Genomic DNA, 13,894 nt, shown 5'->3' with positions numbered 1-13,894 from the left:
CCGCTACCGGCGAATTCCCTTTGACGCGTACTGTTTTGATCAACCGCGGCTCCCTACAATCCGTCCACATCTTGCTCAGGACGCCTGAGCGTGCTTCCGCGCGCCCATGTGCCAAACGTCAAGGAGGACGAATGGCGGGGCCTTACACCCCTCAGTTGCTTGACACCCCCACTTTTCTGGCCGGGCCGTCACTTACGGCGGGCAACCGCGTCATCGTGCTGGTGATCGCCGCGGTCGCCCTGGCGGCGCTGGCAGTCGCGGCGGTGCTGGTCCGCCAAGTGCTCGCGGCCGGTGAGGGAACCGACAGTATGAAGAAGATCGCGGCGGCCGTGCAGGAAGGCGCAAATGCCTATCTGGCACGGCAGTTGCGGACTCTCGGCGTATTCGCCGTCGTGGTGTTCTTCCTGCTCATGCTGCTGCCCGCAGACGATTGGACGCAGCGCGCCGGACGCAGCGCCTTCTTCTTGATCGGCGCCGGATTCTCGGCGGCCACCGGCTATATCGGCATGTGGCTCGCCGTGCGCAGCAATGTGCGCGTTGCGGCGGCCGCCCGGGAAGCCACTCCGCAAGAGGGCGATACCCGGGAAAGGGATCTTACGGCCGTCTCTCACAAGGCCATGAAGATCGCATTCCGCACCGGTGGCGTCGTCGGAATGTTCACCGTGGGGCTGGGCCTGCTCGGTGCCTCCTGCGTGGTGCTCGTGTACGCGGTCGACGCGCCCAAGGTGCTGGAGGGCTTCGGCCTCGGCGCCGCGCTGATCGCGATGTTCATGAGGGTCGGCGGCGGCATCTTCACCAAGGCCGCGGATGTCGGCGCCGACCTCGTCGGGAAGGTCGAGCAGGGCATCCCCGAGGACGACCCGCGCAACGCCGCGACCATCGCGGACAACGTGGGCGACAACGTCGGTGACTGTGCCGGTATGGCCGCCGACCTCTTCGAGTCGTACGCGGTGACCCTGGTTGCCGCGCTCATCCTGGGCATGGCGGCCTTCGGCGACGCCGGGCTCGCCTTCCCGCTGCTGGTCCCGGCCATCGGCGTGCTCACCGCGATGATCGGCATCTTCGTGGTCGCGCCCCGGCGCAGTGACCGCAGCGGCATGACGGCCATCAACCGCGGCTTCTTCATCTCCGCGGGCATCTCGCTGGTCCTGGTGGCCGCCGCCGTGTTCGCCTACCTGCCGTCCAGCTACCAGGGCCTGCAGGGCGTCACCGACGTCGAGATCCTGAGCACCAGCGGCGACCCGCGGATGCTGGCGCTGGTGGCGGTCGCCATCGGCATCGTGCTGGCCGCGCTGATCCAGCAGCTGACCGGCTACTTCACCGAGACCAACCGGCGACCCGTGCGGGACATCGGGAAGACCTCGCTGACCGGCCCGGCCACGGTCGTGCTCGCCGGTATCTCGATCGGCCTGGAGTCGGCCGTCTACTCGGCGGTGCTGATCGGCCTGGCCGTCTACGGAGCGTTCCTGCTGGGCGGTGCCTCCATCATGCTGGCGCTGTTCGCGGTGGCGCTGGCCGGCACCGGTCTGCTGACCACCGTCGGTGTGATCGTGGCGATGGACACCTTCGGCCCGGTCTCCGACAACGCGCAGGGCATCGCCGAGATGTCCGGCGATGTCACCGGTGACGGCGCGAAGGTGCTGACGGACCTGGACGCGGTCGGCAACACGACCAAGGCCATCACCAAGGGCATCGCCATCGCGACGGCCGTACTGGCCGCGGCCGCGCTCTTCGGCTCGTACCGGGACGCGATCGCCACCGCCGTACGGGAGGTCGGCAACGCCGCCTCCGGGATGGGCCTCAGCCTGGACATCTCGCAGCCCAACAACCTGGTCGGGCTGATCCTCGGCGCGTCGGTCGTCTTCCTGTTCTCCGGGCTGGCGATCAACGCGGTGTCGCGGTCCGCGGGAGCGGTGGTCTTCGAGGTGCGCCGGCAGTTCCGGGAGCACCCCGGGATCATGGACTACAGCGAGAAGCCCGAGTACGGGCGGGTCGTGGACATCTGCACCAAGGACGCGCTGCGTGAGCTGGCCACTCCCGGGCTGCTGGCCGTGCTCACCCCGATCGCGGTCGGCTTCTCGCTCGGCGTCGGCGCGCTCGGCTCGTTCCTTGCGGGTGCGATCGGCACCGGCACGCTGATGGCGGTCTTCCTCGCCAACTCCGGTGGCGCGTGGGACAACGCGAAGAAGCTGGTCGAGGACGGGCATCACGGCGGCAAGGGCAGCGAGGCGCATGCCGCGACGGTCATCGGTGACACCGTCGGTGACCCGTTCAAGGACACCGCCGGCCCGGCGATCAACCCGCTGCTGAAGGTCATGAACCTGGTGGCGCTGCTGATCGCGCCCGCTGTGGTCCAGTTCTCCTACGGCCAGGACAAGAGCACGGGCGTCCGGCTCGTGGTCGCGGGGCTGGCGATCGCCGTCATCATCGGTGCGGTCTACGTCTCCAAGCGGCGCGGAATCGCCGTGGGTGACGAAGACAACTCCGAAGATCCGGAAAGTATCGCCAAGTCAGCCAAGACGGCGGTGGCGTCCTAGCCGCAAAGGACCACCAACAGGGCTCGCGGACCGCTCAACTGGGCGGGTGGACGGCGTATTTTGCAGGCGCCGGCCACCCGCCTTCCGCGTGCCCGGGTGGCCCTGCGGTCCTTGGTGCAAATGGCTGCAATGAGGGCAGGGCGGGATGCCCGACCGGTGGCCCAGGCCGTTTGGACGTGTATGTTCCGGGGCCGAGAGCCATGGAAGGGACCAATCCGGTGAACAAGAAGCTTGTGGCTGCACTGTCCGGCGGTGCCGCACTGGTGCTCGCGCTGACCGGCTGCAGCGACGACAGCAACAAGAAGCTCAATGACTGGGCGAAGAGTTTCTGCGACCCTGCGCAGGCTCAGTTCAAGAAGATCCAGGACGCCAACGCCGCCATGCAGGTGGCTGACAACGGCAGCACGGACTCCAAGAAGGTCCAGCAGACCGACTCGGCAGCCTTCCAGAAGATTTCCAGCGCCTACGCCTCGCTGGCCAAGTCCCTGGAGAAGGCCGGGCCTCCGCCGACCGACCAGGGCAAGCAGGCCCAGCAGAACGCCGTCAAGGAGCTCAACTCGCTCTCCAAGGGCTATGCGGACCTCCAGAAGCAGGTCGACGGCCTCGACACCAAGGACAAGCTCAAGTTCGCGGACGGTCTGCGCGACCTCTCCAGCGGCATCAACAAGCTCAACAAGCAGAGCGAGGCCGCCTTCAAGAACCTCGAGGCCGGTGACGTCGGCACGGCGATGGCCGCCCAGAAGGGCTGCCAGAACCCCGCCGCGTCCGGCGCCCCGGCGCCCACGCAGACCAAGAAGTCGTAGCGGCCACGGGAGCCGGCCCAGCCGGTGAGCCGCGGCATCCGCGAACCGGCAGCGGCTCCGACGGCCCGGCGACGCGCCCGGGAAGGGCGTGGCGCCGGGCCGTCGCCGTTTGTCAGTGGCAGGGCCGACAATGGTGGGCGTGAGTACGCACCTCCCCACCGCAGATGCCCAGGACCCCGAGAGCAACGCCCGCACGGCCCGGTTGCGCGAGGCGCTGCTGGCCGCCGCCTTCACCGCCGATGGGCTGCTGGAGCTGCTCGGCGCGCCCGCCTATGCCGCGCTGGCGCGCAGCGAGACCGTCCCCGCTCTGCGGGCGACGCGCGGCGACAGCCCGCTGGAGACCCTGGTGCGGCTGTTCCTGCTGCAGCGCCCGGTGGAGCTGCGGCAGGCGCAGGCCGCGCTGCCGGTCGCGGACTGCCTCACCGACGGCTGGCTGGTGAAGGACGGTGACGAACTGCGCGCCAGTGTGGACGTGCGCCCGTACGGCGGCCCCGAGGGGCAGGACTGGTGGATCGTCTCCGACCTGGGCTGCGCGGTCGGCGGGGCCGGCGGCATCCGGGGCGTCGGGGAGGCGGACCGGGCACAGCTGGTGCTCGGCGTCGGCGGTGCGTCCACGACCCTGGCCGGGATCACCGTGCGCCGGCCGGTCGCCAAGGCGCTCGACCTCGGTACGGGCTCCGGCATCCAGGCGCTGCATGCCGCCCAGCAGGCCACCCGCGTCACGGCCACCGACCTCAACCCCCGGGCGCTGCGGGTCGCCGCGCTGACGCTGGCGCTCTCCGGGGCGGAGGCGGCGGACCTGCGGGAGGGCTCGCTGTTCGAGCCGGTCGGTGACGAGACGTACGACCTGATCGTGTCCAACCCGCCGTTCGTGATCTCGCCGGGTGCCCGCCTCACCTACCGGGACGGCGGCATGGGCGGCGACGACCTGTGCCGGACGCTCGTGCAGCAGTCCGCCGCGCATCTCAACGACGGCGGTTACTGCCAGCTGCTGGCCAATTGGCAGCATGTGGCGGGCGAGGAGTGGCACGACCGGCTGCGGTCCTGGGTGCCGCGCGGCTGTGACGCCTGGATCGTGCAGCGCGAGGTGCAGGACATCACCCAGTACGCCGAACTGTGGCTGCGCGACGCGGGCGATCACCGGGCGGGCGACGAGGCGTACACCGCGCGCTACGACGCCTGGCTCGACGAGTTCGAGGTACGCAAGACCAAGGCCATCGGCTTCGGGTGGATCACGCTGCGCAAGTCCGGTTCGGACGCGCCCTCCATCACGGTCGAGGAGTGGCCGCACCCGGTCGAGCAGCCGCTGGGGGAGTCGGTCGTACGGCACTTCGACCGCCAGGACTATCTGCGGGCCACGGACGACGCGGCGCTGCTGGCCGGCCGTTTCCGGCTCGCCGACGAGGTGGTCCAGGAGCAGGTCGGGCTGCCCGGCGCGGAGGACCCGGAGCATGTGGTGCTGCGTCAGCACCGCGGTATGCGGCGGGCCACGAAGGTGGACACGGTCGGTGCCGGCTTCGCCGGGGTGTGCGACGGCTCACTGCCCGCCGGGCGGATTCTGGATGCCATCGCCCAACTCGTCGGCGAGGACCCGGTCCTGCTGCGGGACCGCACCCCGGCCTCGATCCGGATGCTGGTCGAGCAGGGGTTCCTGGAGCCGGTGGCCGCGGACGGCTGAGGAGGATCCGGAGCGGCGGACGACATGCGGACGCCGTTCATCCGGCGTTCGCCGGGATGCCGTCCCGGGGTGCCAGGCTGCCCGCATGGAGAGTGGACCCGAGGCATTCGCCGGTGTGGCGTTCGCGCTGTTCGGCGCCGGACTTCTGGTGTGGACGGGCGTGTGTGCGCGGACCGGTGCCCCGGTCGCCGACGGCGTCAGCCGTCCGGTCGCCACCGTGACGGCGCTGCTGTCCGGGGTGGTGTTCCTGGCCACGGGCTGCTGGCTGCTGGCGGCGTTGTAGCCGCAGGCGTCGCCCTGTTGTTCCGTCGCCCTTCGGTTCGTCACCATCGTTGGCGGGGCGCCGTCCTCAACTGCCGTCGGAAGGCGCTACGTTCACTTCCGGCCAGTTCTGTCATAAATGGCCGGTGTGTGCCGGTACGCGGGAACTTTCCGGTGCGTCAGGGCATGTTCCTCAGTGAAGGTCACCAACAGGCCGGTCGCCCAACGGGCCGGCCCCCGCAGTGAGGAAGCCCTATGAACCGTGCACTTCGCTACGCCACCGTCGGCGCCATCGCCGTCTCCCTGCTGGCCGGCGGCTCGGCCGCTGCCTTCGCCGCGCCGCAGGACCTGCACTCGTCCACGCCGGCCGTGGCCACCGCACCGGCCGCCGCCAGCCTGACGGCCAAGGCGAGCGCGACCACGGTCAAGGCCTGGGAGCAGTTCCGGATCACCGGCGTCGCCAAGGGCATCAAGGCCGGCACCAAGCTCACCGTCCAGCAGAAGCAGGGCACGAAGTGGGTCTCGCTGCCCGCGCAGACGCCGGTCAACAGCAGCGGTGCGTACTCGGTCCGGGTCAAGCTCGGCATCAAGGGCGTCAACCAGCTCCGCATGGCGACCGGCAGCACCGTCTCGCCGGTGGTCACGGTCACCGTGCGCTGAGCTGCTGACGCACTGACGCACTGACGCACTGACGCCGGACGGTCCGGACCGCGGCCGGACCGTCGGACGTACTCAGCCGACGAGATTGCGGGCGAGCATCCACACCGCGGCGATGCCGAGCACCACGGCATTGCCACGGCCCGACAGCCGCGGGCGGTACACCCGCCCGCGGAGGCCGGCGACCAGCCAGCGCCCGACGGCGTACGCCACGGCCGGCCCGCCCAGGGTGAGCAGCACGGCGTTGTCGTGGAAGGCCGTCACGACCTCGCCGTGCATCAGGTCGTACGCCATCCGGGTCCCGCCGCACAGCGGGCACAGCAGCCCGGTGGCCCATTTGAAGGGGCAGGGGATCAGCAGCTGGCCCGGCTGGTGCGGATCGGTGTGCCAGAGGTAGACGGCGGCCGCCGCACCGACGCCGAGCGTGACCGACGCCCGGCGGAGGGTGCGGGTCCGCACCGATGCCCCGGTGGGTCCCGCGGGCTCGGCGGGACCCCAGGGCTCCCCGGCGCTCACACGCTCAGCGACCGGGCGTAGTTGACCTGGTTGAGCACCCACATCACCTGCTCGCGTGACTGCACCGGGATCATCGTGGAGTGGTGCCGGCCGCCGCTGTTCACCGTGACCTGCACGAACCCGGTCGTCACCCGCTCCTTCATCAGGAGGAAGAGCAGACCGAGCAGACAGAAGAGGAAGAAGACGATGGCGAGCACGACCGCGTGCGTCGGCATCTTCTCCTCCGTCCGCGACATGTCGGTCGCCGTCCACACCGCGCCCTTGAGCGGCATCGGCCCGGCCGGCGTCATGATCGTGTCGCCGCTCACCGCGATATCGCCGAGCGACAGCGACATCCCGCCGGGCTGGGCCCCGGGCTGGAAACCGCCGGGCGCCGGCTGCGGCGGCGCGCCCGGCGGGAAAGCGGGCGGGGGCGCCGGCTGCGCGGCGTCCTGCGGATAGCCGTAGCCGGGCTGCGGCTGCGGCGGCGAGCCGGCCTGCGGATAGCCGTATCCGGGCTCCCCGGGGCGGCCGCCCTGCGGATAGCCGTAACCGGAGTCGGCGGGCTGACCGCTCTCCGGCGTGGCGTAAGGGTTCTGGCCGGGCCCGCCGGGCGGCTGTTCCGGAGGCGGTCCGGGGTACTGGTTCGCCATGGGTGGTGTTCCCCCCGAGAGTGCGTGCTGACGGCAGTACTCGGCTCGAACGGCGAGCCGTGCCGTGTCCATCCTGCCAGCCCGGTCACGTGCTGTATCAAGGCAATGACGGCATCCGGCGCCGCCTTGTGACAGTCGTCGGCCGGCGGACGCTGCGGTGCGCGGCCCCGGGCGAGCGAGGAACCGCCGGGGATCGTCACTGTGTGAGATCACCGAAGGTGCCGCGGCCGCGGCCCGCGGGGAACGGCAGGAGTGGACACCGGGGAGCAGCACGGCCCCGTCATGATCCATAACGTCGCCTCCGGGGCCCGTGGCGGGCGCCTGATGCGGTCCGGGCGGCATGAAGGCATGTAGTCGGGTTACCGTTCGAGTGGCGTTGCGGGGTTTTTCCGTTTGACACGGGGCCGGGAGGTACCGTCACACTCCGCAGCGTCAAGCGTCACCGCAGTGCGTCCCGGCGTCCGGCCGGGAAGCAATCCCAGCGTCGACCGGAGAGAAGAGCGAAGTTGTCCCCGACCAGCGAGACCACAGACGGCGGCGGCCGCCGACTCGTCATCGTCGAGTCGCCTGCCAAGGCGAAGACGATCAAGGGCTACCTCGGCCCTGGCTACGTGGTCGAGGCCAGCGTCGGACACATCCGCGATCTGCCCAACGGCGCCGCAGAGGTCCCGGCGAAGTACAAGGGCGAGCCCTGGGCCCGCCTCGGCGTGAACGTCGACGCCGACTTCCAGCCGATCTACGTCGTCAACAGTGACAAGAAGGACCAGGTCAAGAAGCTCAAGGAGCTGCTGGCCGAGTCCGACGAGCTCTACCTCGCCACAGATGAGGACCGCGAGGGCGAGGCCATCGCCTGGCACCTCCAGGAGATCCTCAAGCCCAAGGTCCCCGTCCACCGGATGGTCTTCCACGAGATCACCAAGGACGCGATCCGCGAGGCCGTCGCCAATCCGCGCGATCTGAACCAGAAGCTGGTCGACGCCCAGGAGACCCGCCGTATCCTCGACCGCCTCTACGGCTACGAGGTCTCGCCGGTCCTGTGGAAGAAGGTCATGCCCCGGCTGTCGGCCGGCCGGGTGCAGTCCGTCGCGACCCGTCTCGTCGTCGAGCGGGAGCGCGAGCGCATCGCCTTCCGCTCCGCCGAGTACTGGGATCTGACCGGCACGTTCGCCACCGGCCGGGCCGGGGACGCCAGCGACCCCTCGACGCTGACCGCACGGCTGAACACCGTCGACGGCCGCCGTATCGCCCAGGGCCGCGACTTCGGCCCCAACGGGCAGCTCAAGAACGACGTGCTCCATCTGGACGAGGCGAACGCCCGCGCGCTCGCCGCCGCCCTGGAGAACACCGACTTCGCGGTGCGCTCGGTCGAGTCCAAGCCCTACCGCCGCTCGCCGTACGCCCCGTTCCGTACGACCACCCTCCAGCAGGAGGCCAGCCGCAAGCTCGGCTTCGGCGCCAAGGCCACCATGCAGGTGGCGCAGAAGCTGTACGAGAACGGCTACATCACCTATATGCGTACGGACTCCACCACGCTCTCGGACACCGCGGTCGCCGCGGCCCGGGCGCAGGTGACGCATCTGTACGGCGCGAACTATCTGCCGGACAAGCCGCGCACCTACGCCGGCAAGGTCAAGAACGCCCAGGAGGCGCACGAGGCGATCCGCCCCTCCGGCGACCGCTTCCGCACCCCGGCCGAGACCGGTCTGACCGGCGACCAGTTCAAGCTCTACGAGCTGATCTGGAAGCGGACCGTCGCCTCCCAGATGAAGGACGCGACCGGTAACTCCGTCACCGTCAAGATCGGTGGCCGGGCCGCCGACGGCCGGGACGCCGAGTTCAGCGCGTCCGGCAAGACCATCACCTTCCACGGCTTCCTCAAGGCCTATGTGGAGGGCGCCGACGACCCCAACGCCGAGCTCGACGACCGCGAGCGCCGGCTACCGCAGGTCGCCGAGGGCGATGCGCTGGCCGCGCAGGAGATCACCGCCGACGGGCACGCCACCAAGCCGCCCGCCCGCTACACCGAGGCCACGCTGGTCAAGGAGCTGGAAGAGCGCGAGATCGGCCGACCGTCGACCTATGCGTCGATCATCGGCACGATCCTCGACCGCGGTTATGTCTTCAAGAAGGGCACCGCGCTCGTCCCGTCCTTCCTGTCCTTCGCGGTGGTCAACCTCCTGGAGAAGCACTTCGGCCGGCTGGTCGACTACAGCTTCACCGCCAAGATGGAGGACGACCTCGACCGCATCGCCCGCGGTGAGGCGCAGTCCGTGCCGTGGCTGCGGCGCTTCTACTTCGGTCAGGGCCACGGCGAGGGCGGTGCCGCGGACGCCGGCAACGGCGACGGCGACCACCTCGGCGGGCTCAAGGAACTGGTCGAGGACCTGGGCGCGATCGACGCCCGGGAGATCTCGTCCTTCCCGGTCAGCGAGGACATCAAGCTGCGGGTCGGCCGCTACGGCCCGTATGTGGAGCGCGGGGAGAAGGACGCCGAGGGCCACCAGCGCGCCGACGTCCCCGACGACCTGGCGCCCGACGAGCTGACCGTGGAGTACGCGGAGGAGCTGCTCGCCAAGCCGAGCGGCGACTTCGAGCTGGGCATGGACCCGGTCAGCGGCCACCAGATCGTCGCCAAGGACGGCCGCTACGGCCCGTACGTCACCGAGATCCTGCCCGAGGGCACCCCGAAGACCGGCAAGAACGCGGTCAAGCCGCGCACCGCCTCGCTCTTCAAGTCGATGTCCCTGGACACGGTGACGCTGGAGGACGCGCTCAAGCTGATGTCGCTGCCGCGCGTCGTCGGCAAGGACCCCGAGGGCGTGGAGATCACCGCGCAGAACGGCCGCTACGGCCCGTACCTCAAGAAGGGCACCGACTCGCGCTCCCTGGAGAGCGAGGAGCAGCTCTTCTCGATCACCGTCGACGAGGCGCTGGCGATCTACGCCCAGCCCAAGCAGCGCGGACGGGCCGCCGCCAAGCCGCCGCTGAAGGAGCTGGGCACGGACCCGGTCAGCGGCAAGCCGGTGGTGGTCAAGGACGGCCGGTTCGGTGCGTATGTCACCGACGGCGAGACCAATGCGACGCTGCGGCGGGACGACGACGTCGAGACGGTCACCGCCGAGCGGGGCTACGAGCTGCTCGCGGAGAAGCGCGCCAAGGGGCCGGCGAAGAAGACCGCGAAGAAGGCGGCCAAGAAGGCGCCGGCCAAGAAGACGGCCGCGAAGAAGACGGCCGCCAAGAAGACCGCGGCGAAGAAGACGACCACGGCGAAGAAGACGACCGCCAAGAAGGCCACCGCGAAGACGGCGGCGGCCAAGAAGACGGCGGCGTCGGCCGAGGACTGAGGCGGCACCGGCCGGTTCCGGCCGGCAAAGCCGCAGGACAAGGGCGGGCAAGACGGACACGTTCCGTCGGGCCCGCCCCTTTGTTCGGGCAGGCGCTCGACGCTCCGCGCCGTATCGATAGGCTGGCGAGATGACGCGTGCCGAGCAGCCAACGGTCGTGACCCCCACTTCAGGCGCCCTAGCGGCGGATTCCCGCGAGCGCGCCGTGCGAGCCCTGCTCCGCTTCCCCCCACTGAAGCGACTGTGGAGCGCCCAATTTGTCGGGGGCATCGGCGATGCCCTGTCCATGCTTGTCCTCGTACTGCTCGCCCTGCAGGCGGCGCTGTACGTCCCCCTGGGCGGCGAAGCCGTCTTCGGCGGCGGTTATCGGGGAGCCGCCCTCGCGGTCACCGCGGTCTTCGCGGCCCGGATGCTGGCGATGCTGCTCTTCGGAGCCGTCCTGCTGGGCCCGCTGTCCGCGCTCACCGCGCCCGCCGGGCCGCTGGACCGGCGCTGGACGATGATCGGCGCGGATGTGCTGCGGCTCGCGCTGCTGGTCATCGCGCCCCTCTGGATCGACTGGACGCCGGACGACGCACTGGCCTGGCTGCTGGTCACGGTCTTCGTCACCGGTGTTGCCGAACGCTTCTGGACCGTCGCACGGGAGAGCGCCGCCCCCGGGCTGCTGCCCACCCCGCCCCCCGAGGGCGCCGCGGTCCGCCCCCTGCCCGACAACATGGACGCCCTGCGCCGCCTCTCGCTGCGCACCGCCTTCGTCTCGCTGCCGATCGCGGCCGCCGCCCTGGTGGTCGTCACCCTCATCAGCAAGCTGCTGGGCACCGGCATCGACTGGTTCCACCTCCACCAGGCCGCGCTCGGCTCGTACGTCGCCGCCGGGCTGTTCGCCGCCTCCGTATCGATCCTCTACTTCATCGAATTCCCCGGTGTGCCGACGCCGCGGCCGCGCTCCCCTCTGGAGGGGCTGCGCCGGCCCAAGGCCGCAGGAGCGAAAACCGGACAGCCGGCACCGGGCGAGAAGGCGGAGAACGGCACCGCCCGCCCGGCCGTCGACAAGGGCCGTACGGGCGCGATCCCGCTGCTGGTGGCGGCCTGCGCCGCGGTGGCCGCGGCCCTCGCCGCGGCCGTCTCGCTCGCTGTCCTGCACGGCTACGACCTGGCCGGCGGGCCGGCCGCCTTCGCGCTGCTGGTGCTCGCGCTGACCGGTGGCACGGCCGTCGGTATCCGCGGCGCCCACCGGGTGCTGCCGACCCTCTCCCGGCGCCGGCTGCTCGCCCTCGCGGTGGCCGCCACGGGCCTGGCGCTGCTGGCCATGGGCCTGGTCCCGGACCCGACGACGGTGCTGGTGCTCGCGCTGCTGGCCGGTATCAGTGCCGGGATCGCCGCCAATACGGGGCACGTCCTGCTGGACCAGGAGTCCGAGGAATCCCGTACCGCCCGTACGACCGAGCATCTGCACGCCGTCGTCCGGCTCTCCATCGCGCTGGCCGCCATCGTCGCGCCGCTGCTCGCGGCCGTCATCGGCCCGCACCACGTCGGCGACGGCCCCTTCAGCTTCGCGTACGGCGGCGCCGCCTACACGCTGATGCTGGCCGGTGCGCTGCTGCTGCCGGTCGCCGCCCTGGTGCTCGGCAAGGCCGACGACCGGCAGGGCGTACCGCTGCGGCGTGATCTGCGGGAGGCGCTGCGCGGCGGCGACCCGGCGCAGGCACCCGCCCCCACCGGCTTCTTCATCGCCCTGGAAGGCGGCGACGGCGCCGGCAAGTCCACCCAGGTCGAGGCGCTCGCGGAGTGGATCCGCAGCAAGGGCCACGAGGTCGTGGTGACCCGCGAGCCGGGCGCCACCGCCATCGGCAAGCGGCTGCGCTCGATCATCCTGGACGTCTCGACGTCCGGGCTCTCGGACCGTGCGGAGGCGCTGATGTTCGCCGCCGACCGGGCCGAGCACGTCAGCAGCGTCATCCGGCCGGCCCTGGAGCGCGGCGCGGTCGTCATCACCGACCGGTACATCGACTCCTCCGTCGCCTACCAGGGCGCCGGGCGCAACCTCGCCCCCACGGAGATCGCCCGGATCTCGCGCTGGGCCACCGACGGTCTCGTCCCCCATCTGACGGTGCTGCTCGACATCTCCCCGGAGACCGCACGGGAGCGCTTCACCGAGGCACCGGACCGGCTGGAGTCCGAGCCCGCCGCGTTCCACCAGCGGGTACGGGCCGGCTTCCTCACCCTGGCCGCCGCCGACCCCGCGCGCTATCTGGTCGTCGACGCCGGCCAGGAACCGGAAGCCGTCACCACCGTCGTCCGGCACCGCCTCGACCAGGTGCTCCCGCTGTCCGAGCCCGAGCTCCAGGCGCAGGCCGAGGCCCGTAAGGCCGCCGAGGAAGAGGCCCGCCGCAAGGCCGAGGAAGAGGCCGCGCGCAAGGCGGAGGAGGAGCGCCAGGAGCGCGAGCGCCAGGAGCAGCTCGCCAGGCTGCGCGCCGAGGAGGAAGAGCGCAAGCGCCAGGAGGCCGAGGCGGCCAGGGCGCGCGAGGAGGCCCGCCAGGCCGAGGAGGCCCGCAAGCGCGCCGAGGAGGCCCGGCAGGCCGCGGAGGCGGAGCGGGCCCGCCGCGAGGCGGAGGAACGGGCCCGCCAGGCCGAGCAGGAGCGGCTGCGCAAGCAGCACGAGGAGGAGGCTCGGCTGCGCAAGGAGGCCGAGGAGCGCCGCCTGGAGAAGCAGCGCAAGGCCGAGGCGGCCCTGGTGCGCGCCGAGGAGGCGCGGAAGGCGGCGGCCGAGGCGGCTGCCGCGGCGGAGGCCAAGGCCGCGGCCGAGGCGGCGGAGGCGGCCGACGCTCCCACGGCGGAGACCTACGTCGCGGATCTGCGCAAGCGGTTCGGCGAGAGCGCGCCCGACGACGCGTCCCCGTCCGCCGGTTCCGGCTCGGACAGCGAGCGGACCGAGGAGTCGCTGCCGCGGCCCGGGACACCGGGCGGTGACGTTCACCGTGCGGCGGACGAGACGGCGGTGCTGCCTCCGGTGCGTGACGCGCAGGACGCCTGGCACGGTCATGGCGCCGACGTGGAGGAGACCGCGGTGCTGCCGCCCGTACGGGGCGACGTACGCGGTGACGACGGGCGCAGCGGTGACCCCGCCGACCGCGTGCCGCCGTGGATGTTCCGCAAGGAGACACCGGACGCGGCGGCCGGCGGGAACGGCCCGGGGTCGGGACAGCAGTCCGCCCCCGCGGAGTCTCGCGTCGAGCGCACCCGCGAACTCCCGCAGATCGACCCGGCGACGGGCCACCCCGTGGAGATCCCGCAGCGCAGCCGCCCCCGCCCCGAATGGGCGGAGGAGACCCCGCTGGATGATCTGCCCACGCTCGCCGACGAGCTGCTGGGCCCGCGCGGGGACGAGGACGCGGACGACGGCAGGGGCGAGGACGGCCGTCGCGGCGGCCAGGGACGGCGCGGCTAGCCGGCCGGGACGCCCGTA

The 13,894-nt window shown here is 71.4% G+C and carries 9 protein-coding genes; 7 read left to right on the top strand and 2 right to left on the bottom strand.

Annotation, left to right across the window (positions count from 1 at the left end; translation table 11 throughout):
* Positions 1-131 precede the first annotated feature (131 nt).
* The 5 genes from SLV14N_RS18220 (at position 132) to SLV14N_RS18200 (ending at position 5,939) form a co-directional block, all read left to right on the top strand.
* Positions 132-2,537, top strand: coding sequence for a sodium-translocating pyrophosphatase (locus SLV14N_RS18220; protein ID WP_208681962.1), 2,406 nt, complete (start codon positions 132-134; stop codon positions 2,535-2,537).
* A 218-nt stretch (positions 2,538-2,755) separates the two neighbouring features.
* Positions 2,756-3,340 carry a small secreted protein gene (locus SLV14N_RS18215; protein ID WP_208681960.1) on the top strand — a complete coding sequence of 195 codons (585 nt, stop codon included), beginning with the start codon at positions 2,756-2,758 and terminating at the stop codon, positions 3,338-3,340.
* Between the two features lie 139 nt (positions 3,341-3,479).
* Positions 3,480-5,018, top strand: coding sequence for a methyltransferase (locus tag SLV14N_RS18210; protein ID WP_263270198.1), 1,539 nt, complete (start codon positions 3,480-3,482; stop codon positions 5,016-5,018).
* A gap of 85 nt (positions 5,019-5,103) precedes the next feature.
* The gene (locus SLV14N_RS18205; RefSeq protein ID WP_208681956.1) at positions 5,104-5,301 is read left to right on the top strand and encodes a hypothetical protein; all 198 of its coding nucleotides are present in this window, start codon (positions 5,104-5,106) and stop codon (positions 5,299-5,301) included.
* Positions 5,302-5,534: 233 nt separating this feature from the next.
* Complete coding sequence (locus SLV14N_RS18200; protein ID WP_263270197.1) at positions 5,535-5,939, top strand: hypothetical protein; 405 nt, start codon at positions 5,535-5,537, stop codon at positions 5,937-5,939.
* Between the two features lie 72 nt (positions 5,940-6,011).
* On the opposite strand, the gene SLV14N_RS18195 is transcribed toward SLV14N_RS18200, so the two are convergent.
* A complete protein-coding gene (locus SLV14N_RS18195; protein WP_272577815.1) occupies positions 6,012-6,395 on the bottom strand; it encodes a DUF2752 domain-containing protein in 384 nt (127 codons plus the stop codon).
* Positions 6,396-6,448: 53 nt separating this feature from the next.
* Complete coding sequence (locus tag SLV14N_RS18190; protein ID WP_208681950.1) at positions 6,449-7,084, bottom strand: hypothetical protein; 636 nt, start codon at positions 7,082-7,084, stop codon at positions 6,449-6,451.
* A 506-nt stretch (positions 7,085-7,590) separates the two neighbouring features.
* Here SLV14N_RS18190 and topA point away from each other — a divergent pair.
* Together topA and tmk are read left to right on the top strand one after the other, a co-directional pair.
* The gene (gene topA, locus SLV14N_RS18185; RefSeq protein WP_208681948.1) at positions 7,591-10,428 is read left to right on the top strand and encodes a type I DNA topoisomerase; all 2,838 of its coding nucleotides are present in this window, start codon (positions 7,591-7,593) and stop codon (positions 10,426-10,428) included.
* A 130-nt stretch (positions 10,429-10,558) separates the two neighbouring features.
* Positions 10,559-13,876, top strand: coding sequence for a dTMP kinase (gene tmk, locus SLV14N_RS18180; RefSeq protein ID WP_263270195.1), 3,318 nt, complete (start codon positions 10,559-10,561; stop codon positions 13,874-13,876).
* Positions 13,877-13,894: the final 18 nt, after the last annotated feature.

The sequence above is a fragment of the Streptomyces sp. Je 1-4 4N24 genome (assembly GCF_026239515.1).
GTDB classification, from domain to species: domain Bacteria; phylum Actinomycetota; class Actinomycetes; order Streptomycetales; family Streptomycetaceae; genus Streptomyces; species Streptomyces nigrescens.
This window is presented reverse-complemented; position numbering and strand designations above follow the sequence as displayed.

Coding starts and splice junctions, on each gene's coding strand:
- tmk (WP_263270195.1), top strand. CDS start 10,559: ATGACGCGTGCCGAGCAGCCAACGGTCGTGACCCCCACTTCAGGCGCC.
- SLV14N_RS18205 (WP_208681956.1), top strand. CDS start 5,104: ATGGAGAGTGGACCCGAGGCATTCGCCGGTGTGGCGTTCGCGCTGTTC.
- SLV14N_RS18190 (WP_208681950.1), bottom strand. CDS start 7,084: ATGGCGAACCAGTACCCCGGACCGCCTCCGGAACAGCCGCCCGGCGGG.
- SLV14N_RS18220 (WP_208681962.1), top strand. CDS start 132: ATGGCGGGGCCTTACACCCCTCAGTTGCTTGACACCCCCACTTTTCTG.
- SLV14N_RS18200 (WP_263270197.1), top strand. CDS start 5,535: ATGAACCGTGCACTTCGCTACGCCACCGTCGGCGCCATCGCCGTCTCC.